The sequence below is a fragment of the Herbaspirillum sp. NPDC101396 genome (assembly GCF_044767365.1).
Taxonomy (GTDB): Bacteria; Pseudomonadota; Gammaproteobacteria; order Burkholderiales; family Burkholderiaceae_D; genus Herbaspirillum.
Map to the genome: position 1 here is coordinate 558,218 of NZ_JBIWNT010000005.1, position 26,521 is coordinate 584,738.

Below are 26,521 nucleotides of genomic sequence, written 5' to 3' on the forward strand. Positions count from 1 at the left end.
CGCGTTGCGGTCAGACCCCGTAGATGCGGAAGAAGGCATCCAGCGAGCGCTCGACGGACTCCTTGATCTTGGCCGGCGGCATCGAAGTGATCACGCCGAGGATGCGGCCCTCGGCCCACTCCGCCTCGACCAGCACGCGGAACTGGATCGCTGTCAGCCAGGGGTCAGCTTCGCGCAGCTCGCCGCGGTCCATGGCCCGCTTCATGAATTCGGAAATCACCTGCCAGCCGCGCTTGGGTCCGTTCTCGTAATACATGCAACCGAGATCGGAACGTTCGGCGTTGTAATACAGCAGACGGCGCACCGCGATCACTTCCGGGGACAGGATCAGATGCAGATATTTGTTGGCAAACAGGCGCAGCGTGTCGCGCATGTCGGCGCTGCCGTCGTCCTGGATCAGAATGGCGAACAGCGATTCGAACTGCATGCCGGCCTGCTGCTTCATGACCTGCAGAAAGATCTCTTCCTTGGAAGAAAAATAGTTGTACAGCGTCGCCTTCGAGCCGCCCAGGCGCGCCGAAATTTCCGCCATGGAGGCGCGATCGAATCCGATCTCGTTAAATATTTCCGCCGCGACATCGATGATCGATTGCCGCCGCTCTTCACTCTTCTTGCGCATGTGATGTCTTTGCCATTGCGGCGAAACCTTTGCTTGCCTGGCTTCGCCTGATTTTCCCCGGGGGATGTTGCTTTTTTGTGCGCTTGCAGCATTTACGCCGCATTGTGCCGTTTTCCGTGCCCCATTTTCCCCTAGTTTTGCTTGACGCTCTTTAAAAGTCAATACTATACTGAACTGTACAGTTTACTTATGAGTGGATTTCGATCATGCAAGTTCCATCTATTTCAGGGGATCAAGAAGCATCCCGAGTTCGCCTGCCGGGTCTGCCCCGCCTTGCAACGCTGTCGGCGCTGGCCGTCGCCGCCTTGACGCTGGCCGGCTGCGCGCAGTTTTCTGACCTCGGCCCGCGCGCCGAACCCAAGGCCATCGATGCCTATCAGTCTTCGCAATCGCTGAACACCGTCGATGCAGGCGCTGTCGCCTGGCCCGACGACAACTGGTGGACTGCCTACGGCGACAAGCAGCTCAACACGCTGATGGGCGAAGCATTGCGCGGCGCGCCGTCGATGGCGGTGGCGCGCGCCCGCTTGCTGAAAGCCGAAGGCGTGGCGCAGCAACAAGGCGCGGCACTGTTGCCGCAAGTCACCGGCAACGCCTCGCTCGATCACATGAAGCAGAGCTACAACAACGGCGTGCCGCCCGACTTCGTGCCACGCGGCTATAACAACGAAGCCCGTGTCACGCTCGACTTCAGCTACGAAATCGATTTCTGGGGCAAGAACCGCGCCGCACTGGCGGCCGCCACGTCCGAACTTGAAGCCGCACGCGCCGACGCAGCCCAGGCGCGCATCACGCTGGCGACCTCGATCGCCGCCGCTTACGCCGAACTGGAGCGCCTGTTCAGCCAACGCGACACCTCACAGGCGGCACTGCAGGTGCGCCAGGAAACCGAGAATTTATTCATGCAGCGCCGCCTCAACGGCCTCGAAACCGAAGGCAGCGTCAAGCAAGTGGTGGCGCGGCGTGCGATGGCCGAAGCCGACCTGCTGGCCGTTGACGAATCGATCGCCCTGCAACGCAACAAGCTGGCCGCGCTGGCCGGCGCCGGTCCGGATCGCGGCCTGCAACTCGCGCGTCCGGTAATCGACATGAGCAAGCCGTTCAACCTGCCGCAGGAGTTGCCCGCCAACCTGCTGGGCCGCCGTCCCGACATCGTCGCCGCACGCCTGCGCGCCGAAGCCGCCGCAAAACAGATCAAAGTGGCGCGCGCGCAGTTCTATCCGAACGTCAACCTGAGCGCCTACTTCGGCTTCCAATCGCTGGGTACCAATCTGCTGACGCAATCGGGTTCCAGCATCGGCAGTTTCGGACCGGCGATTTCGCTACCTATCTTTGAAGGCGGACGTCTGCGCGGCCAGTTCCGTTCGGCCAGCGCCAGCTATGACGAAGCCGTCGCCAACTACGACAGCGCCGTCACGCAAGCCTTGCAGGACGTGGCCGACGTCGCCGTCAGCGAGCGCGCGCTGAGCGGCCGCCTGAACCGCACCGAAGCGGCTGCGGACGCCGCCCGGGATGCCTACCGCATCGTGCGCAACCGCTACGAAGGCGGCCTCACCAATTACCTCGATGTGCTTAACGCGCAAGACACGCTGCTGACCAATCTGCGCGAATTGTCGACCTTGCGCTCGCGCCTGTTCGCCCTCGACGTGTCGATGGTCCGTGCACTCGGCGGCGGCTACCAGCACGCCAGCTGAGCGCGCGCCGCACAGCATCGACTCCCTACAGACAAATATATCCACGAAGGAAAACGCCATGTCGCACAGTGACTCCCAAGCCATTCAAACCATTTCCACGACTGACTCCACCACCGGCAACGCATCCGGCAAGCGCAAGAAGCTGTTCACCATTTTCGCCGGCGTGGTCGCCGTGGTCGCCATCGGCTACGGCACCTATTGGTATTTCATCGGTTCGCGCTACGTGACCACCGACAACGCTTACACCGCCGTTGAAATCTCGCAGGTCACGCCGGCCGTCAACGGCATCGTGTCTGAAGTCAAGGTGGTCGATACCCAATACGTCCACCAGGGCGACGTGCTGATCGTGATCGACAACCGCGACGCAACACTGGCGCTGGCGCAGGCCGAAGCCGACCTGGGTCGCGCCGAACGCCGCGTGCAAAGTTACTTCGCCAACGACACCGGTTTCGTCGCGCAGGTGCAGGCACGTGAAGCCGAACAAAAACGCTCCGCCGCGCAACTGCTGTCGGCGCAAGCTGACCTGCAACGCGCCGAACTCGACCTGCGTCGCCGCGAAGCGCTGGAAAAATCCGGTTCGGTCTCGGGTGAAGAACTGACTAACGCGCGCACCACCGTGCTGACCATGCAGGCCAACCTGAAGGCCGCCGAAGCCGGTCGGATCCAGGCCGACGCCAATCGCAATGCCACCGTTGGCGCGCAAAAGGCCAGCACCGTGCTGACCGCCAACACCACCGTCGACACCAATCCGGAAGTCACGCTGGCGCGCGCCAAGCGCGACCAGGCCAAGCTGGATCTGGAGCGCACCGTATTGCGCGCGCCGGTCGAAGGCGTGATCGCCCGCCGCCAGGTGCAGGTCGGCCAGCGCGTCCAGGCCGGCACCGCCTTGCTGTCGGTGGTGCCGACCCGCTCCATGCACGTCGACGCCAACTTCAAGGAAGGCCAGTTGTCGCAAGTGCACCTGGGCCAGCCGGTGACGATGAAGGCCGACATCTACGGCAGCGCGGTTGAATATCACGGCACCGTGGTCGGCGTGGCCGGCGGCACCGGCTCCGCGTTCGCTGTGATCCCGGCGCAAAACGCCACCGGCAACTGGATCAAGGTGGTGCAACGCCTGCCGGTGCGCATCTCGATCGACCGCAAGGAACTGGCCGAGAAACCGCTGAGCGTGGGCTTGTCGATGGACGTCTCGATCGACACGCGCGGCAAGAGTGGCAGCGGTGCCGAAAACACGGCGATGAATTCATCCGCTGCAAAGTCCCCGACTCTGTAATCAGGCGGCAACTATGTCATCCCATTTTTCCGATGCATCATTGAAGCCGCTGGAGGGGGCGCAGCTGGTCGGCGCCGGCCTGCTGCTGGCGGCGGCCAACTTCATTGCGGTGCTCGACACCACCATCGCCAACGTGTCCGTATCGACCATCTCCGGTGCGCTGGGCGCCTCGTCGAGCCAGGGCACCTACGTCATTACCTCGTATGCGGTGGCCGAGGCGATCACGGTGCCGCTGACCGGCTGGCTGGCCAACCGCTTCGGCACGGTGCGCGTGTTCATCACTTCGATGATTCTGTTCGGCGTGTTCTCGGCGCTGTGCGGCATGGCCAATTCGCTGGGCATGCTGATCGCCTTCCGCGTGCTGCAAGGCCTGGCCGGCGGTCCGCTGATGCCGCTCTCGCAAACCCTGCTGCTGCGCATTTTCCCCAAGGAGAAAGCGCCCGCCGCGGTCGGCCTGTGGGCCATGACCACGCTGATCGCGCCGATCGCCGGCCCGATCCTCGGGGGCGTACTGTGCGACCAGTACAGCTGGCCGTACATCTTCTTCATCAACGTGCCGGTGGCGCTGCTGTGCGGCTACATGGGCTGGAAGATGCTCAAGCGCTACGAGTCGCCGCTGCTGAAACTGCCGATCGACAAGATCGGGTTGATCCTCATGGTGATCTGGGTGGCGGCGCTGCAGTTCATGCTCGACGAAGGCAAGGAAAAGGATTGGTTCGCCTCCACCGAAATCGTGGTGCTGGCGCTGATCGCGGCGGCCGGCTTCATCGCCTTCATGATCTGGGAACTGACCGAACGCAATCCGATTGTCGACCTGCGCGTGTTCCGCCACCGCGGCTACACCGCCAGCGTCACCACGATCTGCCTGGCGTTCGGCGCGTTCTTCGGCGCCACCGTGCTCACGCCCTTATGGCTTCAGGGCTACATGGGCTACACCGCGACGCACTCGGGCGAGACCACCGCGCTGACCGGCATCCTGGCGGTGCTGACGGCGCCGTTCGTGGCGAAGCTGTCGACCAAGGTCGATCCGCGCAAGCTGGTGTTCATCGGCGTGATGTGGCTGGGGGCGGTGACGCTGTTCCGCAGCTTCAACACCACCGACATGAGCAACTTCCAGATCGGCTGGCCGCTGCTGATGCTGGGCATCGGGCTGCCGCTGTTCTTCGTGCCGCTGACCGGCCTGGCGCTGAGCAGCGTGGAGGAATCGGAGACCGCCTCGGCGGCCGGCCTGATGAGTTTCTGCCGCACCATGTCGGGTGCGATCGCCACCTCGCTGGTCAACACCAGCTGGGAGAACAAGTCGATCTACTACCATGCGGAACTGGCCGGCCTGGTCGATCAGTTCGGCGACGTCAGCAACACGCTGACGCAGGCCGGCATGTCGCTCGACCAGGCGCGCGCCAACATGGAGCAGATGCTGCAGTCGCAGAGCATCATGCTGTCGACCAATCACATCTTCATGATGGCGGCGATCTCGTTCGGCCTGGCGGCCGCGGCGGTGTGGTTTGCGCCGAAGCCGACGCGGGTGGCGGATACGACTGCGGCGCACTGAAGCAGCCCGCCGGAAAAAAAAAGGGATGCCGCGATCAAACGGCATCCCTTTTTTCCTTTGCGGTGTTCCCTACACTTCGGCCCACTGCCGCAGCAGGTTGTGATAGTGGCCGGTCAGGCCGAGGACTTCTTCGGTGTCGCCGATCTTCGCGCGCAGGCTGGAGATGTTCTGGTCCAGCTCGAACAGCATGCTGCGCTGCCAGTCGTCGCGCACCATGCTTTGCGTCCAGAAGAAGGAGCACACGCGGGCGCCGCCGGTGACCGGCTCCACGCGGTGCAGGCTGGTGGATGGATACAGGATCAGATCGCCAGCCGGCAACTTGACTTCATGGGTGCCGTAGGTATCGACGACCACCAGCTCGCCGCCTTCGTATTCGTCCGGTTCCGACAGGAACAAGGTCGATGACAAATCGGTGCGTATGCTCAGCGAGGTTCCCGGTACGGCACGCACCGAACCGTCCACGTGCAGCCCGTAATGTTCGCCGCCTTCGTAACTGTTGAACAAGGGCGGTATGGTGGTCTTCGGCAGCGCAGCGGCAAAGAACAGCGGACTCTTCTTCAACGCCGCCAGGACGATCTCGCCGAGCTTGACGCTGAGCGGTGAAAACTCCGGCAGCTGGCGATTGCGCTTGACCTTCGCGCCCTGCTCGCCGACCGTCGCCTTGCCGTCGACCCAGTCGGCGTCCGCCAGCTGCTGCCGGATGAACGCTACCTCGGCTGCCGTCAACACTTCCGGAATATGCAGCATCATGATTGCTCTCCAATGAAAAACCCCTCCGTGCGGGAGGGGCCGTGTTTCGTGTTCTTGCCGCGACAGTCGCCCATTATGGACCACGCGCGCGAACCGGCGGCAGGCGCCGGTTCGGCACCGCGTCAGAACTTGAGGTTGGCGGTCAGCGTCACAGCGCGCGGCGTGCCCGGGGTATAGCGATAGCCGCTCTTGTTGATCGCAGCCACGTAGTCCTTGTTGAAAATATTGTACAGATTCAACTGCAGGTCGAGGTTCTTGTTGACCACGTAGCCGGCCATGCCGTCGAACACCCAGTAGGAATCGGCATACTGCGGTGTGCCGCTCAGGACGTCGTCGCTGCCGCGCAGCAGCGAACTCACGTAACGCGCGCCGCCGCCGATGGTGAAGCCTTGCGGCAGCTTGTAGGTCGCCCACGAAGTGAAGGCTTGCTTGGGCGTGTAGGCCAGGTTGTTTTCGCCGTTGGCGGTCACCACCGCGCCGCTGTTGACCTTGGTATTCATGTAGGTATAGCCCGCGGTCAGCGACAGATTGGGCGTTACTTCGCCGGTCACACCCAGCTCGATGCCCTGCACGGTCTTTTTCCCGGTCTGGAAGTACTGGCCGGACGTCGCGTCCAGCTCCACCTCGTTGTTGACCTCGGTGCGATACAGGGCCGCGGTCAATGCCAGCTTCTTGTTCAGCACATCCCACTTGGTGCCGATTTCCGCGGTCTTGGTTTTTTGCGGCGCGAAGTTCGGATTATCGGCGCTGTTGGCGGTAGCGCTCAAGGCGAAGCTGTTGCCGCCCGGCGGCAACTGCGACGTCGCATACAGCGCATAGACGCTGCTGTTCTCGGTCGGCTTGTAGATGCCGGCCAGCTTCCAGTTGAACAAGTTGCCGTTGGTGCTGAAATTCTGGCGGAACAGCGTTCCCGCCGCCACACCGGTCGGACAGAGCGTGCCGCGTCCGGAGGTGACGCACTTGTAGCCGCTGGCGGAGTCGGTATCGTAGTGGTCGACACGCACCCCGCCATTGACCGACCAGCGATCGTTGAACTTGAGGGTATCGAAAAGGTAAGCCGAGACCGTGCTGGTTTTGCCGGACGAATTCAAGCCGGAATTCGGCGTCATCGTCCAGGTCCCGCGCCCGGCATTGGGATTCGGATTGTACAAATTGGCGGCAGGCAAGCTCCCGCTCGTGTCGTAGCCGACGTTGTCCTGCTTCTCCTGCGTGAACTCAACTCCGCCCATCAGCGTGTGCTTGATGGCGCCTGTCTGCAAGTTGGCGGTGAGGTAAGTCTGGTTGGTCAGGATGGTGTTGGTCTGGTCCTTGATGGTCGGATTCGAACGGGCGATGGTCCAGGTCGACCGATCCGCCGGATTCGGCGTCACCAGGTTGGCGGCGCTTCCCATGAAGGACGTGAGCAGGTAGTTCTGGTGGGTCCTGCCGTAACGCGTGGTGTTCTGCAGCTTCAGGTCCGGTGAGAAGTCATGCTCGACGCGCAAGGTCACCCGGTCCGTGGAGACGTCGTTGTAGTCGCTGGTGAGGCCATAGAAGTTCGACGAATTTACCCTGGGGGCACTGGTCACGTATGCACGCGGCGGGATGGCCGGGGTGGCGCCGGCAGCGGCCGTTTGCGGGCTCCGATAGCCCGGCAGGCCGATCGTCGGGACGCCGCCGTCGGGCACGTCGTTCTGCTCCATGTGCAGGTAGTCCAGGAAGATACGAGTGCCGGTGCCGAGGCCGTTGGCCAGCGAAGCCGCAATACCGCTGTGATCGTTGTTGACTTCGTGCCGACCCGGCACGCCGCTGTCCTGCTTCATCAGGTTCAGGCGCAGGGCGGTGCCGTTGTCGGCGTTGAGCAGCTTGTTCCAGTCGGCGGTGGCGCGCTTCTGTCCCCAACTGCCGTACGTGGCCGAGGCGCCGAACGAGTCGTTCAATTCCGCCTGCTTGGTGACCAGGTTGATCGATCCGGTCGGCGAGCCGCGGCCGTTGTCGGTGCCGGCCGGTCCCTTGAGGACTTCCACCTGCTGAATGTTGAACATGTCGCGCGAGACCGACCCGAGGTCGCGCACGCTGTCGACGAAGATGGCGCCGGAAGCGTCGAACCCGCGCATGTAGATGGCGTCGCCGGTGCTGGTGGAGCCGTTCTCGCCGAGATAGAAGGTGCTCACGCCGGGGCTGTTGCGCAATGCTTCAGTCAGTGTGGTGGCGTTTTGCTGGTCGATCAGCTGGCGCTTGATGACTTGCAAGGTTTGCGGCGTATCGACCAGCGGCTGGGTATATTTGGCGGACGAAGCACGCTCCGCCTTGTAGCCGCCGTCCTGCGTCGCGGTCACTTCGACACTGGGCAATTGCGATTGCTGGGCGTGAGCGGCAGCCGGCAGCAGCAGCGCGCCGGCGATCGCCGCCGTCATCCGGGTATTGAAGCGCGGCTGCGCATGTTTGCGATTTTTTATGTAGGCCATGAACGGAACTCTTGGTAAAAGTTTCGGCTGGCTTACATCTGAAATTCAGAACTGGCTGGCGGCGGGAGGAATTATTTTATTTGCTTACCGACAGATCGATGCCGTCGCCACACAGGCGCGCCAGCGGAAGAATAAAACCGGAGTGCCCGTTCGTGGTTTCTCAAAAACGACCACGAGATGGACGGTGCAACGCTGTTGGTTAGCAGCAATTCTAATTGATAATCGTTATTATTTGAATTAACTGTTACAAATTTGAGACACATCTTGACGTTGCGTCCCCGAAGGCGGGCCAACCGGAACCGGCACAGGGCCGGTCCCGGTAGTCAGCCTGACTGCCCTATTTGAGCACGATCCCGGCGTCGGGCCAGTCGCCGCCCAAGGCCTTGATCAGGAACACCGAAGTCAGCATGCGCTGTCCCAACAATTGCGCCGCCTGGCGTTCGCTGTTGAGAAGCGACTGCTGCGCCGAGATCACGTCGAGGTAAGTCGACACGCCACCTTCATAACGGCTATTTGCGAGATCAAGCACGCGGCGCGCGCTGACGATGGCCGCCTGCGCTTGCGTGTAGGCGCGGTCCAGCGCGGCGACGCCGGTGATGCCGTCTTCCACTTCCTGCATCGCGGTCAGCACCACGCGCCGATAGGAAGCCACCGATGCTGCATAGCCGCCCTTGGCGAAGTCGACGTTGGCGCTGATGCGGCCGCCGTCGAACAGGGTCTGCGCCAGCGACACGCCGAGCGACCACACCACGCTGGGCGCGTTGAACAAGGTGTCGATGTTGCGGCTGTCGACGCCGTACGACGGCGCCAGCATGATGCTCGGATAGAATGCCGCCTTGGCCACGCCAATCTGTGCATTGGCGGCGGCCATCGCGCGTTCGGCCGAGGCGATGTCGGGACGACGCTCCAGCAAGTCCGAGGGCACGCCCAGCGGCACTGCCGGCGGTGTCATCGGCACCAGTTCCGGCGCCAGCGAAAACAGCGGCGCCGGCGTGCCGACCAGCGTGGCGATGGCATGCTCGAATTGCGCGCGCGATTTGCGCAGTACGTCGACCTGGGTCAGTGTGGTGTCCAGCAAGGCCTGCTGCTGCGCGACGTCGAGACCCGACGTGGCGCCCAGGTCATGGCGTGAAGTCGCCAGTTCCAGCGCCTTGCGTTGCAATGCAATCGAGCGCGACAGCACGTCGAGTTCGACGTCCAGTTCGCGCAGGTTGAAATAGTTGCCGGCGAGATCCGCGCTCAGCAGCAGCCGGGTATTCTCGAAATCGGCGGCCGATTGTTGCGACGAGGCGCGTGCGCCTTCGACGTTGCGCTGCACGCGACCGGCCAGGTCGACTTCATAGTTGACGTTCAGGCCCAGCGCAAAATCGTTCTGCACCGTAGCGAAGTTGGGCGAGTTGTAATTGGTCAGCGGACGATTGCCGGCGATGCGCAGGCGCGACGCGCGCGTGCTGACACCGACCTGCGGATACATGCCGGCGGAGGCCACGTTGGCCGACGCGCGTGCCTGCGTCAGACGCGCGGCAGCGATGGCGAGGGTCTGGTTGCCGTCGATCGCCTGCTGTTGCAAGGCGTTCAGCTTGGCATCGCCGAAGCGTTCCCACCACGGTCCCTTGGCCTGCTCATCGGCGGGCGTGCTTTGCCGCCATGGCGCATCGAGCTGCCAGGTCACCGGCATGTCGACGTCAGGCTTGCGATAGTCGGGACCGACGGCGCAACCGGCCAGCGCAGCAGCGATACCCGCGGCAATAACAATCGAGCGCAGGCGCAGCATCACGACTTGGCCTTTTCCGCAGCGGGCTTGCCTTCCTTGTCCTTCGGTGCGGCAGTTTCAGCGGCGACCGACACTTCATCGCCTTCGGCCACGGAGTCCGACGGATTGAGGATCAGGCGCTCATCGCCGTTGATGCCTTCCAGCACTTCCACGGTCTGGCCGAAATTGCGACCGAGCTGCACGCGCTTGAGACGGATCTTGTTGCCGGCGTCGACCGACGCCACCATCGCGCCGTCGCGGCGAAACAGCAGGACATCGGTGGATACCACCAGCGCGCCGCTCGGCTTGAGCGGCAGGGCCACCTGCACGAATGCACCCGGCATCAGCGCACCGTCCGGATTGGGCAGGGACACCTCGACCTGCATGGTGCGCGTAGTGGTGTCGATCGAGGCGGCGGTGCGCGCCACCTTGCCGTCGAACTTCTGACCGCGCAATTCGGCTTGCGTGACGACCACTTTCTGACCCTGCTTGATCAGGTTGGAATACGACTGCGGCACGTTGATGTAGACGCGCAGCGGATCGGTCTGCGACAGCAGGAACAGCGCGCGTGCGGCGCCGCCGCCTGCGCCCGGATCAACCAGGTCGCCGACGTCGACGTTGCGGCGTGTAATGACGCCGGCGAACGGCGCGACAATGCGCTTGAAGCCTTCCACCTGGCGCAGGCGCTCGACGTTGGCGTCAGCGGCGGCGAGGTTGGAGCGCGCTTGCGAATAACCGCTGCGGCGTTCCTCGAGTTCCTGTTGCGAAACCGCATCCTTCTTGCGCAGGGCTTCCCAGCGGTCGACCGTGCTCTTGGCCAGTTCAAGGCTGGAGGCGGCCTGCTGGCGCGCGGCGATGGCCTGCGACAGTTGCTGGTCGATTTCCGGCGTGTCGAGTTCAGCCAGCAGCTCGCCCTTTTCGACGCGGGCGCCGATGTCCTTGTGCCAGCGTTTCAGGTAGCCGCCGGCGCGCGCCGAGATCGGCGACTGTACATAGCCTTGCAAGGTGCCGGGCAACGACAGCGTCTGGGTCGCGTCGCTGCTCTTGGCGACGGCGGTCTTGACGTATTGCTTGGCGCGCTCGGTGGTGCCGGCTTGCAGTTCGCGCGCGTTGAACACGCGGCTGATCACGGTGCGCGCAGCGCCGACGGCCAGCAGCACCAGGATGACAATGACGATGATGCGGGTGCGGCGCACGATCTGCCGGCGCTTCAACAGCTCTCCAGCCTCGCCCGGGTCGAGGGGATGGATGCCGAGTTGGGAATGACGTTCTTGCGACATTGCTTCAAATCTCCTGTTACGGCTGCTGAGGCTGAGGCGGCTGGTCGGCCGGTCCGTGCCCGTGTTGCTGGCGCGCTTCTTTGCGGCGCGCCAGTCGTTGGTGAACGCCCGCGAAAACGACGGGAACGAAGAATAAAGTCGATACGGTGGCGAAGATCAGACCGCCGATCACGGCGCGTCCGAGCGGCGCATTCTGTTCCGCGCCTTCGCCCAGGCCAAGCGCCATCGGAATCATGCCGATGATCATCGCCAGCGCCGTCATCAGCACCGGCCGGATGCGCGTGGCGCCGGACTCGAGCGCGGCGGCCAGCGGCGTGGCGCCCTCTTCGCGGCGCTGGCGTGCAAACGAGACGATCAGAATACTGTTGGCGGTCGCCACCCCCATGGTCATGATGGCCCCGGTGAGCGCCGGCACCGACAAGGTGGTGCCGGTGATGAACAGCATCCAGGCAATGCCGGCCAGCGCAGCAGGCAAGGCGGCGATGATGATCGCCGCATCGATCCACGACTGGAAGTTCACTACCACCAGCAGGTACACCAGCACGATCGCCATCGCCAGGCCGACGCCCAGCCCGATGAACGAGGACTGCATGGTCTGCACCTGGCCGCGCACGGCTATCTGGCTGCCGCGCGGCAGTTTCGGACGCATTTCCGCGACCAGCTTCTCTACCTTGCCGGCGACGCTGGCCAGGTCGGTGCCCTGCACGCTGACGTAGACGTCGATGGCCGGCAGGATGTTGTAGCGCGAGGAAATCGCCTGCTGGCGGGCCGGCTTCACGTCCACCAGGTTGCCCAGCAATTGCGTGTTGGTCGGTGCGCCGGTCGCGGTAGCGGCGCCGCCTGTGCCGACCGGAATATTGAGCAGCGCATCGAGCGAATCCACGCGATATTGCGGCGACTGCACGGCGACATTGTAGACCACGCCGTTTTGCGGATTGAGCCAGAAAGCCGGCGTCGTCTGCGAACTGCCGGACAGCGCGATCAGGACGTTCTGGCCGACGTTGGCGGCGGACAGGCCGAACTGCTGCAGACGCGTGCGATCCATCTGCATGTCCAGCGCCGGACCGTCGAGGCGTTGATGCACGTGGGCGTCGACCGCGCCGGGAATCTGGCGGATCTGCTTGGTCAGCTGCGCCGCCAACTCGGCGTTCTGCTGCAGGTTGGGACCGGTGAACTGCACGTCAATCGCGGCGGGCAAACCGAAGTTCAGGATCTGCGTGACGATGTCGGCCGGCTGGAAGAAGAACTCGATGCCCGGGAAGCGCTTGGGTAATTCGGCGCGCAGCATGCTGACCAGTTGCTCGGTCGGGCGATGGTCTTCATGCAGCGACATCAGGATTTCACCGTCCAGCGTGCCGATGGTGCCGGCGTTGCTGTACGAAAGATTGATGCCGCTGTTCGGAACGCCGATGTTGTCGAGTATGGTTTCCAGCTCGTGGGCCGGGATCATTTCGCGGATGGCCGCTTCAACCTGATCGGCGGCGCGCGCGGTTTCCTCGATGCGGGTGCCGGTCGGCATGCGCATGTGCAGACGAATCTGGCCGCCGTCGACGTTGGGGAAGAAGTCGCGGCCGAGGAAGGGATACAGCAGGCACGACAGCACGCAGAAACCGAGGAAGGCCAGAGCGAAGCGACGGCGATGCGACAGCAGCGACGACAGCACCAGCGTGTAGGCGCGGCGCACGTGTTCGAAGCGGCTGTCGAAGCCACGGTACAGACGTTGCAGCAGGCTCGGTTTGCCGCCGCTGTTACCACCCTCCGCCCCATGGACACCACCCATCAGCAGCATCACCAGCGTCGGCACCAGCGTTCGCGAGAGGATGTACGACGCCGCCATCGCGAACACCACCGCTTCGGCCAGCGGCACGAACAGGAAGCGCGCCACGCCCGACAGGAAGAACATCGGCACGAACACGATACAGATACACACGGTCGAGACGAAGGCCGGCACGCCGATTTCACCGGCGCCGACAATGATCGCATCATGCAGCGGCTTGCCCATGTGCATGTGGCGCTCGATGTTCTCAATCGTCACGATGGCCTGGTCGACCAGGATGCCGACCGAGAGCGCGAGGCCCCCCAGCGTCATCAGGTTGAGCGTCTCGCCGAGCATGTAAAGGATCAGGATCGAGGCCAGGATGGACAGCGGAATCGTCAATGCGATGATCAGCGTGCTACGCCAGTTGCCAAGGAACAGCAGCACCATCGCCGCGGTCAGGCCGGCGGCGATGAGCGCTTCGGCGACCACGCCCTTGACGGCTGCTTTCACGAACAGCGACTGGTCGAACAGCGGCGTGATCTTGACGTCGGCCGGCATGGTCTGCTGCGCTTGCGGCAGCAGCGCGCGCAGGTTGTTGACGATGTCCAGCGTAGAGGCGCCGCCGTTCTTCAGCACCGACAACAGGACGCCGCGTACGCCGTCCTGGCGCACCACGTTGGTCTGCGGCGAGAAGCCGTCGCGCACGTAGGCGACGTCCTTCAGATAGGTGGTGGCGCCGTTGCTGGTGCGCACCGGCAGGTCGTTGAGGCCGGCCACCGCTTCCGGCGAGCCGTTCATCTTGACCGTGTATTCGGTGGCGCCGAACTTGGCGGTGCCGGACGGCAGGATCAGGTTTTGCGTGTTGACGGCGTTGACCACGTCGACCGGCGACAGGCCGCGCGCCTGCAACGCCTGGGTGTCAAGGTCGACCGAGATCAGGCGTGTCTTGCCGCCGTATGGGAACGGCACTGCGACGCCCGGGATCGTGATCAGTTGCGGGCGCAGCGTGTTGACGGCGGCGTCGAACAGCGATTGCTCGGGCAGCGTCGGGCTCGACAGCGCCAGTTGCATGACCGGAATGCTGGAAGCGGAATACTTGATCACCAGCGGCGGCGTGATGCCGGGCGGCAGCTGGCGCAGTTGCGACTGCACCGAGGCGACGGTCTGGGCGATGGCGTTCTGGATGTTGGCGGTCGGCTGGAAGAACACCTTGATCACGGCAACGCCGGCCAGCGATTGCGATTCGATGTGTTCGATGTCGCTGACCACGGTGGTCAGGCCGCGCTCATTCTGGGAGGCAATGCGCTGCCCCATTTCCTGGGCGGACAGGCCGTTGTAATTCCAGATGATGCTGATGACCGGGATATTGATTTCCGGGAAAATGTCCGTCGCCATTTTCATGAGCACGAGCGGCGTGGACAGCACGATCAGCATCGCCATCACAATAAAGGTGTAAGGGCGACGCAGCGCCAACTCGACCATTGACATGTACTTTGGTTCCCTGAAATAAGACTTTTATTATACTCAGAATAATTTGCTTTAAAGCCACTACTCTTGGGCCATCCAGCCCTTTTCTGCTTATTTACCACGCTGCTGCAGCTAACTGACAAAAGCCTTACCATGGCATTCCGTCCTGCGAGAAGTCCCATGGAAGCACTGCGTACCCGCATCGAAGCCAGCGTCATCAGCATCAGCCGCCCACCCGGCAGTCCGGACTTCCGGCTGCCCAAGGGCGATCCCGGCCTGTTCGGTCCGGATTCACCCTGCTGGCAGGTGCACAGCGACTTCACATCGATGCTGATCGGCGGCGTCAGTGCGCTGTTATTGCAGATGCTGCACCCGCTGCCGCTGGCAGGCGTGTGGGATCATTCCACATTTCAGCAAGACATGCTTGGCCGCTTGCGCGGCACTGCGCAGTTCATCGCCGGGACGACCTTCGGCAGCAGCGCCGACGCCGAACGCCTGATCGAGCGCGTACGTCGCATCCACGCCAGTGTACGCGGTGTTGCGGCCGACGGCCGGGCCTATGCCGCCGACGATCCGGCGCTGTTGACGTGGGTGCATGCGGCGGAAGTGTGGTGCTTCCTGCGCGCGTACGTGCGCTATCGCAATCCGGACTTCAGCCTGGCGATGCAGAACCGCTACCTCGATGAAATTGCGCTGGTTGCGGAGAAGCTCGGCGCCGTCGACGTGCCGCGCAATCTGAAAGATCTGGAAACTTATATAGAGAGCATGCGCCCGCAGTTGCGCTGCGAAGAGCGCACGCTCAAAACGGTCGAGCTGGTGTTGAATGCGCCGGCGCCGAATGCGCTGGCGTTGCCGTTCACGCGCCTGATGACGCGCGCCGGCGTGGACTTGCTGCCCGACTGGGCCAAGCAACAACTGGGGATGACGCCGTTGCGGCCGCTGCAGCGGGCACTGCTGCAGCGTGCCGTCGGCATCGCTGCCATGCCGGTGCGCTGGGCAGTGCGTCAGAGCTCCGCCCAGCTTGCTCGCGATCGCATGGCCGGCTGATCCGGATTAACGCATCGACTAACGAACCGGCTTAGTGGGCGTCGGCTGACGGCGCTTTCGGCGGCGCCACTTTGTGCATCAGCGGAATCAGCACGATCGCCACCAGGAAACACACCATTACCGCGAGGAAGGCATCAGCGAAAGTCTGCGTCTGCGCTTCGCGCATGGTCAGCTTCCATAATTGCTGCAAGGCGCCGGTCGGCGCGCTGCCGCCGTCGAGTCCCCATGCCAGCATGTTGGCGCCGGTGTTTTGCAGCAGATTGTTCATCGATTCATTGGCGCTGTTGAGATGTTCCGCCAGGCGCAGGAAATGCAGGTTGGTGCGATCGTTGAGGATGGTGCCGCACACCGCAATGCCGATCGCGCCGCCCAGGTTGCGCATCAGGTTGAACAAACCCGAGGCCTGCTTCAGGCGCTCGGGCTTGAGCGCGCCCAAGGTCAGCGTCACTACCGGCGCCACCGCGAACTGCTGCGCGAAACCGCGTAAGGCTTGCGGCAACAACAGCTCGCGCCAGCCCCAGTCGTGCGTGATCGGCGTGAAGTTCCACATGCTCAGCGCGAAGCAGGCCATGCCGAACATCATCAGCCAGCGCAGATCGACGCGCCGTCCCAGATAGGTATAGAACGGAATCGCACAGATCTGGAACAGGCCGGTCGCAAAGATCGCCAGGCCGATGTCGAGCGCGCTGAAGCCGCGCACATGCGCCAGGAACACCGGCGTCAGATAGACCGTGGCGAAGATGCCGATGCCGGTGACGAAGGAAAAGAAACAACCGAGTGCAAAGTTGCGATCCTTGAGCGCACGCAGGTCGACCACCGGGTTGTCGTACGCCAGGCTGCGCCAGATGAAGCCGATGCCGGCAACGATGGAAATCCACACGGTGGTCCTGATGATGTCGTCGCCCAGCCAACCCAGCCGCGGCCCTTCTTCCAGCGAATATTCCAGACAGCCGAGACTGGCTGCCAGCAGGATCATGCCAAGATAGTCGGCGCCCTTGAGCAGCGACAGATTCGGCTTGTCGATGCGCACCAGCATCGGCACCACCACCGCGACAAAAATCCCCGGCACCAGGTTGATGAAGAACAGCCAGTGCCACGAATAGTTGCTGGTGATCCAGCCCCCCACGGTTGGTCCGAGCGTCGGCGCCAATGAAGACAACGCGCCGACGGTCGCCGCAGCGATCACGCGCTGATGCCCGGAGAAATAAAAGAACGCCGAGGTGAACACCATCGGGATCATCGAGCCACCGAGGAAGCCTTGCAGCGCGCGGAAGAAGATCATGCTGTTGATGTCCCACGCCAGGCCGCACAGCATGCTGGCGATGGTGAAGCCGACCGCCGAGGCGCTGAACAGCCAGCGCGTCGACATGACGCGCGCCAGCCATCCCGACAGCGGGATGACGATGATCTCGGCGATCAGGTAGCTGGTCTGCACCCACGCGGTTTCATCGGCGCCTGCCGACAAGCCGCCGCCGATGTCGGCCAGCGAAGCCGACACGATCTGGATGTCGATCAGGGCGATGAACATGCCGACGCACATGGTGGCGAAGGCGAGGATCTTGGCTTTTTGCGTGAGCTCGCCGGGCGATGCCAGGGCCCCCGTGGCAGCAGCGCTCATGCTCAGCTCCGGTTGCTGTTGGAGTTGCCTGTGCGCTCATCCACTTCCGCCGTCACCGACAAGCCCGGACGCAGCTTGCCCAGACGGGCGGCTTCACCGTCAAGCAGGATGCGCACGGGAACGCGCTGGACGATCTTGGTGAAATTGCCGGTGGCGTTTTCGGCCGGCAGGATGCTGAACTGCGCGCCGGTTGCCGGTGCGATGCTGGCGACATGGCCCTGGAAGGTTTCACCGGGCAAGACGTCGGCCTTGATCTTCACTGTCATGCCGGCCTGGAAATGGGCGATCTGGCTTTCCTTGAAGTTGGCGTCGACCCACAATCCCTCCGCCGGCACGATTGACAGTAACTGCGCGCCGGTGGCGGCATACGCCCCCAGACGCGCGCGGCGGTTGCCGACGACGCCGTCGACCGGCGCGCGCAATTCGGTATAGCCGACATTCAGCTGCGCCAGATTACGTTCGGCGATGGCTTGCTGCATGGCCGCCTGGACCTTCTGCTTTTGCGTGGCGAGCACATCGAGCTGGCGTTGCGCGGCTACCAGGCCTGCTTGCGCCTTCTGGCCGTTGGCCTGCGCCTGCTTGTAGTCGGCGTCGGCTTTTTGGAAGCTCTGCACCGATACTGCCGCCTTGGACGACAGGCTCTGATAACGCGTCTGGTCGTCGCGGGTGCGGGTGAGGTCGGCATTGCTGGCGGCGACACCGGCCTTGCCCTGCTCAATCACCGCTTCCTGCAGGCGGCGCTCGGCGTCGATGTTGGCCAGCGCGGCTTGCTGCGCCTGCACTGCGGCGTCCAGTTTGTTCAGCACCGCGACGTAATCGCGGTCATCAATCTTGATCAGCAGGTCGCCGGCCTTGACGCGCTGGTTGTCGGTGACCAGCACCTTGACGATGTTGCCCGACACCTTCGGCGCGATCACGGTGATGTCGCCCCCGACGTAGGCGTCATCGGTGTGCTCCCAATGGCGGCCTTCGGCAAACCAGTAAATCAGATAGACGGCTGCGGCCAGCAGGACCAGCGCCAGCACTGCGAATTTGACGAATCTCTTTTTGCCCTTCGGCGCTGCGCCATTGGCTTCGTTGCCGCCGACTGCTGTAGTTACTTGCGTTGTCATCTTGTTGCCCCAGTCCTTCTCTAGTGTCTGTCTTGCGCCCGATGGATGTCGCCTTGCGGCATTTTTTTACTGCGAAAATTTTTGAGATTGCTAGTTGCTTTCATTTTGATAGTTAGATTAAACTAGACACTATCATTTTGCAAGTAACTTTTTAAAACACGACATCCGACACTTGTTTAGGGGAAGCGACATGGGCGACAGCACATATAGAGGCATCACTGCAGGCACCGCACTGCGCACGGCACGCCTGACGGCGGTGGCGCTGGCGGCGGGACTCTTCTTGACGGCCTGCGCCAGCGGCCCGGATTACCAGGCGCCGGCGGTGACGACCGGCGCCTTCCACAACGCGTCGTTGCTGGAACAACGCCCGGCAACATCGGCAACGTACGCACCTTCGGCATCAATGCCGCAACTCGAACAGTGGTGGACCGGCTTCAACGATCCGATATTGAGCAGCATCGTGCAGCGCGCGATGGAGCAGAACCTCAACCTGGCCGCCTCGCTGGCGCGCGTGGAGCAGGCGCAAGCAGTGGCGCGTCACGCCGGCGCCGAGCGGCTGCCGCAGGTCGGCCTGGATACGCAAGCGGGACGCCAGCGCCAGTCGCTCAACAGCCCGCTGGGCAAGATCGCATCCAGCTTCCCCGGCTATCAGCGCACCCAGACCTTGTATGACGTCGGCGTCGGCGCCAGCTGGGAAACCGACCTGGCGGGCTCGCTCAAGCGCGGCGTCGAAGCGGCCGATGCCGAGCGCGACGCCGCCGAGGCGGATCACCTAGGCGTGCGCATTTCGATTGCAGCTGAAGCGGCAGACGCCTACTTCCGCATTCGCAGCGCGCAGTCACGCATCCGCATTGCCGAAGACCAGGTGCAGACCAGCGACAAGTTGCTGGGGCTGGTGAAGTTGCGTTTGCACGACGGCTTGTCCAATCAACGTGAAGATGCTTTGGCGCAGGCGCAATTGTCGCAGGCGCGCGCCGGCATCCCGCCGCTGCGCACCGAACTCGAACGCCAGCTCAATCGCCTCGACGTATTGATGGGCGCGGTACCCGGAACCTATGCGCGCGAACTGGATGCAGGCGCGACCGATAATATCGCGGTGCCGGCCATCAGCGTTGCCGACGGCAGCGCGGGATTGTTGCGCCGCCGCCCCGACGTGCTGGCGGCCGAACGCAAGCTGGCGGCGTCGAATGCGCGCATCGGCGTGGCCATGGCCGAGTACTACCCGAAGTTGTCGCTGTCGGCCCTGCTCGGTTTTGAGAGCCTGGGCGCGGCCGGCCTGTTCAGCGCCGACAGCTTTCAGCCGCAGGCGGCGTTGGGATTGCGCTGGCGCCTTTTCGACTTCGGCCGCATCGACGCCGAGGTCGCGCGCGCCAAAGGCGTCAACCAGGAAGCGCTGGCGCGCTATCGGCAATCGATTCTGCGCGCCACTGAAGACGTCGAGAACGCCATCGTGACGCTGGTGCAACTTGAGAAACAAAGCGCCGAGCTGACTGATGAGGTCGCCGCGCGACAGCGCGCACGCAGTGCGGCGCAGGATGCGTATCAGGGCGGCGTACTGAGCCTGACCGAAGTGCTGGAAGAAGACCGCCTGCTGCTGCATGCGCGCGACCAGCTGGCGCAGGTGCGCGCCGACGATGCGCGTGCAGCGGTGTCGACGTTCCGTTCGCTGGGTGGTGGATGGTAGATGGTAGATAGAAATACATGCGCCTCATTTGAAGGCGCGTGCATTTCGTGATGATGGGCGATCAGGCCGGCTGGTTCAGCAGACGCGCCTCGTAGGTCTTGAGATGGGTGTAGACGATTTGCAGCAAGTCAGTTTTGACTGCCGCTTCACGGCCGCGGCGCAGCAGATCGCCGATGATGTGATCGGCTTCGATGCGTGCGCCGTTGCCGATGTCCCGGAACATGGACGCGGTCAGTGTCGACCCTGCCTCGGTCAGCATCTTGCGCGTGCGTTCGAAGAACGGCCCGCCCGGCGCATGACCGTTGGCGGTAGCAACGCCGCTGGCTTCATCGAGCAAACCGCTGACGAATTCCAGCCCGCCGGCCGCCTGCATGATGTCGCCGATGTTGGAACGCATCAGGCTGGTGCTGCCGGCCAGCGACGCCAGCATGATCCATTTTTCCCACATTGATTGCAGGATGGCGGTGCTGACATTGACGTCGAAGCCGGCCCCTGCGAGTTGCTGCTCAATCGCCTGCACGCGCGACGATGCCGCGCCGTCGCGCTCGCCGAAGGTCATGCCGTGGAAAGTATTCAGATGAAGGATGGCGCCATCGGTGTCGACGGTGCTGGCGATGACGCATTGCCCGCCCAGGATTTTCTCTGCGCCGAAACGCGCGGCCAGCACGTCGAGATGTTGCAGGCCGTTGAGCAGTGGCAGGATGATCGTGTCCGGTCCGACTGCGGCGGCAAAGGACTCGATGGCGTCGCCCAGATCGTAGGCCTTGCAGCTCAGGATGACCAGGTCATAGGCTTGCTGCAGATTTTGCTTCAACACGGTGGGCGGATTGGGCAAGCTCAGGTCGCCGACCGGACTCTTGATTTGCAGGCCGTTCTGCGCCAACAGTTGTGCGCGTTTCTCACGCACCAGGAAGGTCACGTCGCGTCCCGCCGCCACCATGCGGCCGCCAAAATATCCACCGACTGCGCCGGCTCCCACTACCAGAATTCGCATTGCTAGATCTCCTCGTTTTTTCCCTGCAAATAGCGTTCGGCATCCTCGCCCGGCAGCGATGAAGGTCGCGGCGAATCCGCCTGTCCTTCGATCGGCAGATTGCGGCTGCCCCAGTCGTACATCGCCGCGATCACGATGCGGAAATCGCGACCGCGTTCGGTCAGGATGTATTCGTGGCGTGGCGGATGTTCGCAATATTGACGCCGCTCCAGCAGGCCGGCGTCGACCAGTGTCTGCAGTCGGCGCGTCAGCATGTTGGGGGATATTGCCAGATTTTTCTGAAACTGGTCGAAGCGGGTCAATCCGCGCAGGCAATCGCGCAGAATCAGAATGCTCCACCACTCGCCCACCATCTGCAGTGTGCAAGCAACGGGGCATTCTTCATCAGCTATGCATTTGTGACGCATGCGCGGATCGGCTTACTTGAGGTAGCGCGTGGCGGGCTTGCTGAGCGACAGGTTCGGTGCCAGGGCCTGGCGCGCTGCAGTCAGCGCTTCCCATTGGCCGACGTCAGGCAGCGATGGAATCGTGACTTGTTCGCCCAGGTCGAGACCCGACAAGGCGGCGTCAACCAGATCGTCCACTTCCATCAGCATTTCGGCCGGCAGGTTGGCGATGTCGGTGCCGGAACGTTCCCAGATTTCAGTGCGGGTGGCGCCCGGCAACACGGCCTGCACGCGCACGCCGTGATTGCCCAGTTCCTTTTGCAACGATTGGCTCAGGTTCAGGACGAAGGCCTTGGTGCCGCTGTAGGCGCCGTTGAACAGTTCAGGCGCCAGCGCCAGCACCGAGGCGACGTTGATCAGCGTGCCACCCTTGCGCGCGATGAAGCCGGGCGCGACCGCTGCGGCGAGGCGCAAGACGGCGGTGATGTTGAGCTGGATCATGGCGTCGTATTGGTCGACGTTGCCGTCGGCCAGTTCACCCGAGATCGACATGCCGGCGTTGTTGACCAGCATCGTCACCGAGGCGTCGCTGCGCAGGCGTTGCTCGACTTTCAGCAGGTCGGCCTTGTTGACCAGATCGGCGGGCAGGACGTCGACCTTGACCGAAGTTTCCTTGCGCAGGCGTTCGGCCAGGGTTTCCAGGCGCTTGACGTCGCGCGCCACCAGGATCAGGTCATAGCCGCGTTGCGCCAGGCGGCCTGCGTAGGTAGCGCCGATGCCGGTCGAGGCACCGGTGATGAGGGCGGTGCCGGGCTTGTTGTTTGTGTTGCTCATGATGTTCTCCAGAAAGGGTGAGGGGTAATGCCCGACGATTCGGCCAGTTACTTTCATGATAATAGTAACTAGCCGAATGTCAAGCAAGTTCATCATTTCAATCGGAACGATAGGGAATGCCTAATGGCGCGCGGCAGCCGGCACCTGATACCGATATTCGCTATTCGATACCCGGCGGCTGCGCATCAGCGCCGGAGGGTAAGTTAAAGAGGGTGGGTGCGGATTATTGTCCGAGCAGGACGGCCGGAAAATTGCGCATGGTGCGCGTGAACGGTGCGGTGCTGCCCAACGCGCGCGAGACGACCAGTGAGCCGTGCAGCGTGATCATGGCGTCTTCGGCGCGGCGGGTCGCCTCTTCCGCGCTGATCCCTGTTTCGGTGACGACGGCCGCCAGCGCCTTGATCAGATTGCCGAGGCGCTGCTTCAGGTATTGCTGATAGAGCTCGCCGGCTTCGCCGATGGTGAACAAGTCGGTAAGGCAGGGCCTGGAACCCTTGGCGTAGAACTCGCTGAGGCCGGCGCTGAATTTCTTCAGTCGCTTTTCCGGCGAGCCGGATTCACTCAATGCCGGCAGGACGTTTTCACCGATCCACACGCCTACGGCTTGCAACGCTGCTTCGCCCATGTCGGCCTTGCCGTTGGGGAAGTAGTGATAGAGGCTGGACTTGCCCAGGCCAGTCGCTTCCGACAGGCTCGCCAGGGTCGCGCCCTGATAACCCGAGCGACGGAATTCGGCGAGGATGCGTTGGACGACTTCGTCTCGGGACAGGGTGGGCGCGGGCATAAATATGACTTCGTTGAGAGGCAACGTCGTTGGCGGCTGCACCGGGCAGGTGGCGGCGTTGTTTTGCGTTTCAAGGATTATAGATTTATTTGACAGTCTACTTTCGATTGTTTATTGTACCGATCGTTCGGTACAACGTTTGGAATAATTACCGGACTTCCGGATTTTTCTCGTTCTGCACCGTCACCTTCAGGAGTTTTCCAATGCCTACCCCTCCAGTCGCACAACCTGCCCAACCCATCCGCCTGTACGGCTTTCCGCTGTCCGGTCACAGCCATCGCGTCCAGCTGTTCCTGACGCTGCTGGACCTGCCTTACGAGTTCATTTACGTGGATTTGCCGAACAAAGCGCAGAAAGAGGCGAGTTTCCTCGCCAAGAATCCGCGCGGCCAAGTACCGGTGATCGAGGACGGCGACATCACGCTGTACGACTCGACCGCCATCCTGGTGTATCTGGCGAAGCAATATGGCGAATCTGGCTGGCTGCCATCCGATCCCGCCGATGCGGCGCGCGTGCAGCAGTTCCTGTCACTGGCCTCGGGGGAAGTACTGGAAGGCCCCGGCAAGGCGCGCCTGGTGAAGGTGTTCGGCGCACCGCACGATTACGCCCTGGCGACCCAGAAGGCGACGGCGCTGCTGCAACTGCTGGATGCGCATTTGGCCGGCCGCAGCTTCCTGGTGGGAACACGTCCGACGATTGCCGACGTCGCCTGCTACAGCTATGTCGCGCATGCGCCCGAAGGCGGCGTCAGCCTCGAAGCGTACACCCACGTGCGCGCCTGGATCGCACGCATCGAGAGCCTGCCGAAGTTCGTCCCGATGACGGCCACGCCGCTGGTGGCGTAGGCAGTTCTGCAAGGGCAAGGGATGCACGGGGTGCATCCTGCGCATCATGCGTGGCTGGCGTCCAGGCATTCTTCGACGGTATCGACGACTTTGTACAGCGCGACAAAGCCGGTATCTTCAAACACGTCGCGCACGCTCGGGCGCATGCCGGCCACCAGCAAGCAATCGCGTGCGCCTTGCGCTTTTTTGCTGAGCAGGTACAGCACGCGCAAGCCCGCCGATCCGAGTTCGGTCAGGCCGCTGAAGTCGAGGATCAGTTTTTTCGCCGTACCATCACATTGTTCGCGTAACTGAACCATAAATTCGCCTGCGCCGTTGGCGTCCAGACGGCCGTTGGCGCGTACGATCATCACGCCGTCATTTTGGCTGGTCTCCAGCTTCATGGTGTCTTCCATCGGTTGTGAGGGCTTTGTATTATGAACGCGCCTCATGTAACCGGATGCCGCGAATAGTTACCAATCGTTACCAGCGTTCGTCCTGTCTTTGTAACTCGATTTCATCAGTGTCGCATTGCGAAAACATTCCGCATCAAACCTAGAAACAATGTCAGTACAAAATCGTTTCTTTGCTCGAATTCATTAAATACATCACAATGTGATATATTTCATGGCACCCGTTTTCCTGGATGCCGTTGTCCTTTTTCCCCTTTCCGAATTCCTCATGCGCCGCCACCAACGTGACTTCGGCCTCGACCGCCGCGTACTTTTCCTTGCCGGTATTGCCGTCGTGATCGGCGGCATCAGTACCGTCGCCGCCTTCGTGCTGCTGAACCTGATTCATTTTTTTACCAATCTTTTTTTCTTCCAGACGCTGTCTTTTGCGGATCGCTCGCCTGCCACCCACACATTGGGAATGGCGGTGGTGATGGTGCCGGTCATTGGTGGGCTGATCGTCGGATTGATGGCCCGCTTCGGCTCGGACAAGATCCGCGGTCACGGCATTCCGGAAGCGATCGAAGCCATCCTGTTCGGCAAGAGCAAAATGTCCGCCAAGGTCGCGGTGCTCAAACCGCTGGCGTCGGGCATCGTGATCGGCAGCGGCGGACCGTTCGGCGCCGAAGGACCGATCATCATGACCGGCGGCGCCATCGGCTCGCTGATCGCGCAGCACTTTCATGTCAGCGCGGCGGAGCGCAAGACCCTGCTGGTTGCAGGCGCGACAGCCGGCATGACGGCAGTATTCGGCACACCGGTTGCGGCCGTCTTGCTGGCGGTGGAACTGCTGCTGTTCGAATGGCGGCCGCGCAGCTTGCTGCCGGTCATCCTGGCGTGCGCGGTGGCCGGCTTCGCCCGACCGCTGCTGCTGGAACCGGGACCGCTGTTTCCGCTGCATACCGATCCGGTCGGCTTGTCGGCGCTGCTGGTGTGCATCGTCGCCGGCCTGCTGAGCGGCGCGCTGTCATCGGCAATGTCGGTCGCCTTGTACTGGATCGAAGATCGCTTCCATGCCTTGCCGCTGCATTGGATGTGGTGGCCAGCGCTGGGCGCGGTGGCGGTCGGGATCGGCGGCTACTTCGAGCCGCGCGCGCTGGGCGTGGGCTACGATGTCATCGCCGATCTGCTCAACCATCATCTGGCGATGTCGGCGGTGCTGGCCTTGCTGGCGGTCAAGGCAGTGATCTGGGTAATTGCACTCGGCTCGGGCACCTCCGGCGGCGTGCTGGCGCCCTTGCTGATGCTGGGCGCGGGACTCGGGACTGCGATCGCCTACGTGATCCCCGGCAGCGATCCGACCCTGTGGCCGCTGGTGTGCATGGCGGCGGTGCTGGCCGGCGTGCTCGGCGCGCCGCTGACGGCGGCGGTGTTTGCGCTGGGACTGACGGGCGACTTCAACGCCTTCCTGCCGCTGCTGCTGGCGACCGGGATTTCCTATGGCTTCACGGTGCTGGTCATGCGCCGCTCCATCATGACGGAAAAGATCGCGCGACGCGGCCTGCACATCTATCGCGAATACAGCGTCGATCCGCAAGAACGCATGTTCGTGGAAGAAGTGATGACGCGCGACGCGGTGACGATCCCCGCCTCGCTCAGCCTGGACGACATCGCTTCGGCCTACTTCGGTGCGACGCAACGGCACCGGGCGTTTCCGGTCTGCGATACTCATGGGAAATTGGTCGGCATGTTGGATCGCGGCACCTTGCTCGCGCATCTCGATAAACATGAAGGCGCGACGCCGATCGGCGCACTGCTGGCGCCGTCCACTTCCCTGCTCGCCTTCCCCATCGAAACCTGCCAGTCGATTGCGCGGCGCATGGCGGCGCATCACGTTGAACGCCTGCCGGTCGTAGCCGACGCATCATCGCTGCAGCTGATCGGCATCGTCAGCCGCAGCGATCTGGTCAAGCCGGCCCACACGGTGTTCCATGAAGAGCACGTGCGCGAACGATTGGCGCGGCGCTGACCCACAAGTATCAAACGCGCATAAAAAACGGCACAGGCTTCGACCCCTGTGCCGTCCGCTCTCCGAAGAGAACGCAGAACAAACTTTGTGAATTACACTGCGCTGACGTCGAGTTCGGCTTCGGTGTTGGCGATCACGTCTTCCTTGGTCACGCCCGTGGCCAGCTCGATCAGCTTCAGGCCGCCCGGCGTCACGTCAATGACACCCAGATCGGTGATGATGC

At 62.9% G+C, this 26,521-nt stretch carries 21 protein-coding genes and 1 pseudogene; 8 read left to right on the plus strand and 14 right to left on the minus strand.

Annotation, left to right across the window (positions count from 1 at the left end):
* Positions 1-10: 10 nt before the first annotated feature.
* Entirely contained in the window at positions 11-619 is a 609-nt protein-coding gene (locus ACIROY_RS19915) for a TetR/AcrR family transcriptional regulator (RefSeq protein WP_402279012.1), read from the minus strand.
* A 206-nt stretch (positions 620-825) separates the two neighbouring features.
* Here ACIROY_RS19915 and ACIROY_RS19920 point away from each other — a divergent pair, with 206 nt between their 5' ends.
* The 3 genes from ACIROY_RS19920 to ACIROY_RS19930 are packed head-to-tail and all read left to right on the plus strand — an operon-like array spanning position 826 to position 5,138.
* A complete protein-coding gene (locus ACIROY_RS19920) occupies positions 826-2,313 on the plus strand; it encodes an efflux transporter outer membrane subunit (protein WP_402343569.1) in 1,488 nt (495 codons plus the stop codon).
* Positions 2,314-2,371: 58 nt separating this feature from the next.
* Entirely contained in the window at positions 2,372-3,586 is a 1,215-nt protein-coding gene (locus ACIROY_RS19925; RefSeq protein WP_402343572.1) for an HlyD family efflux transporter periplasmic adaptor subunit, read from the plus strand.
* A gap of 13 nt (positions 3,587-3,599) precedes the next feature.
* Entirely contained in the window at positions 3,600-5,138 is a 1,539-nt protein-coding gene (locus ACIROY_RS19930; protein ID WP_402279006.1) for a DHA2 family efflux MFS transporter permease subunit, read from the plus strand.
* 69 nt (positions 5,139-5,207) lie between these two features.
* Here the strand turns inward: ACIROY_RS19930 and ACIROY_RS19935 are convergent, their stop codons facing one another.
* Positions 5,208-5,888, minus strand: coding sequence for a Fe2+-dependent dioxygenase (locus ACIROY_RS19935; protein ID WP_402279004.1), 681 nt, complete (start codon positions 5,886-5,888; stop codon positions 5,208-5,210).
* A 122-nt stretch (positions 5,889-6,010) separates the two neighbouring features.
* Positions 6,011-8,335: a catecholate siderophore receptor Fiu gene (locus ACIROY_RS19940; RefSeq protein ID WP_402343575.1), complete on the minus strand. Its 2,325-nt coding sequence runs from the start codon at positions 8,333-8,335 to the stop codon at positions 6,011-6,013.
* On the opposite strand from ACIROY_RS19940, the gene ACIROY_RS19945 reads away from it, so the two are divergent.
* Complete coding sequence (locus ACIROY_RS19945; protein WP_402343578.1) at positions 8,334-8,576, plus strand: hypothetical protein; 243 nt, start codon at positions 8,334-8,336, stop codon at positions 8,574-8,576. The genes ACIROY_RS19940 and ACIROY_RS19945 overlap by 2 nt on opposite strands.
* A 96-nt stretch (positions 8,577-8,672) precedes the next feature.
* Here ACIROY_RS19945 and ACIROY_RS19950 read toward each other — a convergent pair whose 3' ends face one another.
* From ACIROY_RS19950 to ACIROY_RS19960, 3 genes are read right to left on the minus strand one after another with little or no spacing between them, the layout of a single operon-like run.
* Positions 8,673-10,109 (minus strand): efflux transporter outer membrane subunit, encoded by a 1,437-nt coding sequence (locus ACIROY_RS19950; RefSeq protein WP_402279169.1) that lies wholly within the window; start codon positions 10,107-10,109, stop codon positions 8,673-8,675.
* Positions 10,109-11,368 (minus strand): efflux RND transporter periplasmic adaptor subunit, encoded by a 1,260-nt coding sequence (locus tag ACIROY_RS19955; protein WP_402343581.1) that lies wholly within the window; start codon positions 11,366-11,368, stop codon positions 10,109-10,111. Before ACIROY_RS19955 ends, ACIROY_RS19950 begins: the two co-directional genes overlap by 1 nt.
* Before the next feature lie 16 nt (positions 11,369-11,384).
* A complete protein-coding gene (locus ACIROY_RS19960) occupies positions 11,385-14,615 on the minus strand; it encodes an efflux RND transporter permease subunit (protein ID WP_402343584.1) in 3,231 nt (1,076 codons plus the stop codon).
* Positions 14,616-14,774: 159 nt separating this feature from the next.
* Here ACIROY_RS19960 and ACIROY_RS19965 point away from each other — a divergent pair, with 159 nt between their 5' ends.
* On the plus strand, positions 14,775-15,641 hold the full coding sequence (locus tag ACIROY_RS19965; RefSeq protein WP_402343587.1) for an oxygenase MpaB family protein: 867 nt from the start codon (positions 14,775-14,777) through the stop codon (positions 15,639-15,641).
* A gap of 31 nt (positions 15,642-15,672) precedes the next feature.
* Here the strand turns inward: ACIROY_RS19965 and ACIROY_RS19970 are convergent, their stop codons facing one another.
* Both ACIROY_RS19970 and ACIROY_RS19975 read right to left on the minus strand, forming a co-directional pair.
* Positions 15,673-17,259 carry a DHA2 family efflux MFS transporter permease subunit gene (locus ACIROY_RS19970; RefSeq protein WP_402343590.1) on the minus strand — a complete coding sequence of 529 codons (1,587 nt, stop codon included), beginning with the start codon at positions 17,257-17,259 and terminating at the stop codon, positions 15,673-15,675.
* A gap of 2 nt (positions 17,260-17,261) precedes the next feature.
* A complete protein-coding gene (locus ACIROY_RS19975; protein WP_402343593.1) occupies positions 17,262-18,371 on the minus strand; it encodes an HlyD family secretion protein in 1,110 nt (369 codons plus the stop codon).
* Between the two features lie 190 nt (positions 18,372-18,561).
* On the opposite strand from ACIROY_RS19975, the gene ACIROY_RS19980 reads away from it, so the two are divergent.
* Positions 18,562-20,055: an efflux transporter outer membrane subunit gene (locus tag ACIROY_RS19980; RefSeq protein WP_402343596.1), complete on the plus strand. Its 1,494-nt coding sequence runs from the start codon at positions 18,562-18,564 to the stop codon at positions 20,053-20,055.
* Between the two features lie 61 nt (positions 20,056-20,116).
* Here the strand turns inward: ACIROY_RS19980 and panE are convergent, their stop codons facing one another.
* The 4 genes from panE to ACIROY_RS20000 form a co-directional block, all read right to left on the minus strand.
* Positions 20,117-21,049: a 2-dehydropantoate 2-reductase gene (gene panE, locus ACIROY_RS19985; RefSeq protein WP_402343599.1), complete on the minus strand. Its 933-nt coding sequence runs from the start codon at positions 21,047-21,049 to the stop codon at positions 20,117-20,119.
* A gap of 2 nt (positions 21,050-21,051) precedes the next feature.
* A complete protein-coding gene (locus ACIROY_RS19990; RefSeq protein ID WP_116435922.1) occupies positions 21,052-21,456 on the minus strand; it encodes a helix-turn-helix domain-containing protein in 405 nt (134 codons plus the stop codon).
* 12 nt (positions 21,457-21,468) lie between these two features.
* Complete coding sequence (locus ACIROY_RS19995; protein ID WP_402278986.1) at positions 21,469-22,269, minus strand: SDR family NAD(P)-dependent oxidoreductase; 801 nt, start codon at positions 22,267-22,269, stop codon at positions 21,469-21,471.
* Positions 22,270-22,492: 223 nt separating this feature from the next.
* The gene (locus ACIROY_RS20000) at positions 22,493-23,053 is read right to left on the minus strand and encodes a TetR/AcrR family transcriptional regulator (protein ID WP_402343602.1); all 561 of its coding nucleotides are present in this window, start codon (positions 23,051-23,053) and stop codon (positions 22,493-22,495) included.
* Positions 23,054-23,256: 203 nt separating this feature from the next.
* On the opposite strand from ACIROY_RS20000, the gene ACIROY_RS20005 reads away from it, so the two are divergent.
* Complete coding sequence (locus tag ACIROY_RS20005) at positions 23,257-23,898, plus strand: glutathione S-transferase family protein (RefSeq protein WP_402278982.1); 642 nt, start codon at positions 23,257-23,259, stop codon at positions 23,896-23,898.
* A gap of 44 nt (positions 23,899-23,942) precedes the next feature.
* On the opposite strand, the gene ACIROY_RS20010 is transcribed toward ACIROY_RS20005, so the two are convergent.
* Entirely contained in the window at positions 23,943-24,281 is a 339-nt protein-coding gene (locus tag ACIROY_RS20010) for an STAS domain-containing protein (protein WP_402278980.1), read from the minus strand.
* 277 nt (positions 24,282-24,558) lie between these two features.
* Between ACIROY_RS20010 and ACIROY_RS20015 the strand changes: the two genes are divergently transcribed.
* Positions 24,559-26,298 carry a chloride channel protein gene (locus tag ACIROY_RS20015; protein WP_402278978.1) on the plus strand — a complete coding sequence of 580 codons (1,740 nt, stop codon included), beginning with the start codon at positions 24,559-24,561 and terminating at the stop codon, positions 26,296-26,298.
* A gap of 92 nt (positions 26,299-26,390) precedes the next feature.
* Here ACIROY_RS20015 and ACIROY_RS20020 read toward each other — a convergent pair.
* Positions 26,391-26,521 (minus strand): annotated as a pseudogene (locus ACIROY_RS20020) (succinyl-CoA--3-ketoacid-CoA transferase); the annotation flags it as partial.

Coding starts and splice junctions, on each gene's coding strand:
- ACIROY_RS19955 (WP_402343581.1), bottom strand. CDS start 11,368: ATGTCGCAAGAACGTCATTCCCAACTCGGCATCCATCCCCTCGACCCG.
- ACIROY_RS19925 (WP_402343572.1), top strand. CDS start 2,372: ATGTCGCACAGTGACTCCCAAGCCATTCAAACCATTTCCACGACTGAC.
- ACIROY_RS19970 (WP_402343590.1), bottom strand. CDS start 17,259: ATGAGCGCTGCTGCCACGGGGGCCCTGGCATCGCCCGGCGAGCTCACG.
- ACIROY_RS19935 (WP_402279004.1), bottom strand. CDS start 5,888: ATGATGCTGCATATTCCGGAAGTGTTGACGGCAGCCGAGGTAGCGTTC.
- ACIROY_RS19960 (WP_402343584.1), bottom strand. CDS start 14,615: ATGTCAATGGTCGAGTTGGCGCTGCGTCGCCCTTACACCTTTATTGTG.
- ACIROY_RS20015 (WP_402278978.1), top strand. CDS start 24,559: ATGCGCCGCCACCAACGTGACTTCGGCCTCGACCGCCGCGTACTTTTC.
- ACIROY_RS20010 (WP_402278980.1), bottom strand. CDS start 24,281: ATGAAGCTGGAGACCAGCCAAAATGACGGCGTGATGATCGTACGCGCC.
- ACIROY_RS20000 (WP_402343602.1), bottom strand. CDS start 23,053: ATGCCCGCGCCCACCCTGTCCCGAGACGAAGTCGTCCAACGCATCCTC.
- ACIROY_RS19920 (WP_402343569.1), top strand. CDS start 826: ATGCAAGTTCCATCTATTTCAGGGGATCAAGAAGCATCCCGAGTTCGC.
- ACIROY_RS19940 (WP_402343575.1), bottom strand. CDS start 8,335: ATGGCCTACATAAAAAATCGCAAACATGCGCAGCCGCGCTTCAATACC.
- ACIROY_RS19980 (WP_402343596.1), top strand. CDS start 18,562: ATGGGCGACAGCACATATAGAGGCATCACTGCAGGCACCGCACTGCGC.
- panE (WP_402343599.1), bottom strand. CDS start 21,049: ATGCGAATTCTGGTAGTGGGAGCCGGCGCAGTCGGTGGATATTTTGGC.
- ACIROY_RS19950 (WP_402279169.1), bottom strand. CDS start 10,109: ATGCTGCGCCTGCGCTCGATTGTTATTGCCGCGGGTATCGCTGCTGCG.
- ACIROY_RS19965 (WP_402343587.1), top strand. CDS start 14,775: ATGGAAGCACTGCGTACCCGCATCGAAGCCAGCGTCATCAGCATCAGC.
- ACIROY_RS19945 (WP_402343578.1), top strand. CDS start 8,334: ATGAACGGAACTCTTGGTAAAAGTTTCGGCTGGCTTACATCTGAAATT.
- ACIROY_RS19990 (WP_116435922.1), bottom strand. CDS start 21,456: ATGCGTCACAAATGCATAGCTGATGAAGAATGCCCCGTTGCTTGCACA.
- ACIROY_RS19995 (WP_402278986.1), bottom strand. CDS start 22,269: ATGAGCAACACAAACAACAAGCCCGGCACCGCCCTCATCACCGGTGCC.
- ACIROY_RS19975 (WP_402343593.1), bottom strand. CDS start 18,371: ATGACAACGCAAGTAACTACAGCAGTCGGCGGCAACGAAGCCAATGGC.
- ACIROY_RS19915 (WP_402279012.1), bottom strand. CDS start 619: ATGCGCAAGAAGAGTGAAGAGCGGCGGCAATCGATCATCGATGTCGCG.
- ACIROY_RS20005 (WP_402278982.1), top strand. CDS start 23,257: ATGCCTACCCCTCCAGTCGCACAACCTGCCCAACCCATCCGCCTGTAC.
- ACIROY_RS19930 (WP_402279006.1), top strand. CDS start 3,600: ATGTCATCCCATTTTTCCGATGCATCATTGAAGCCGCTGGAGGGGGCG.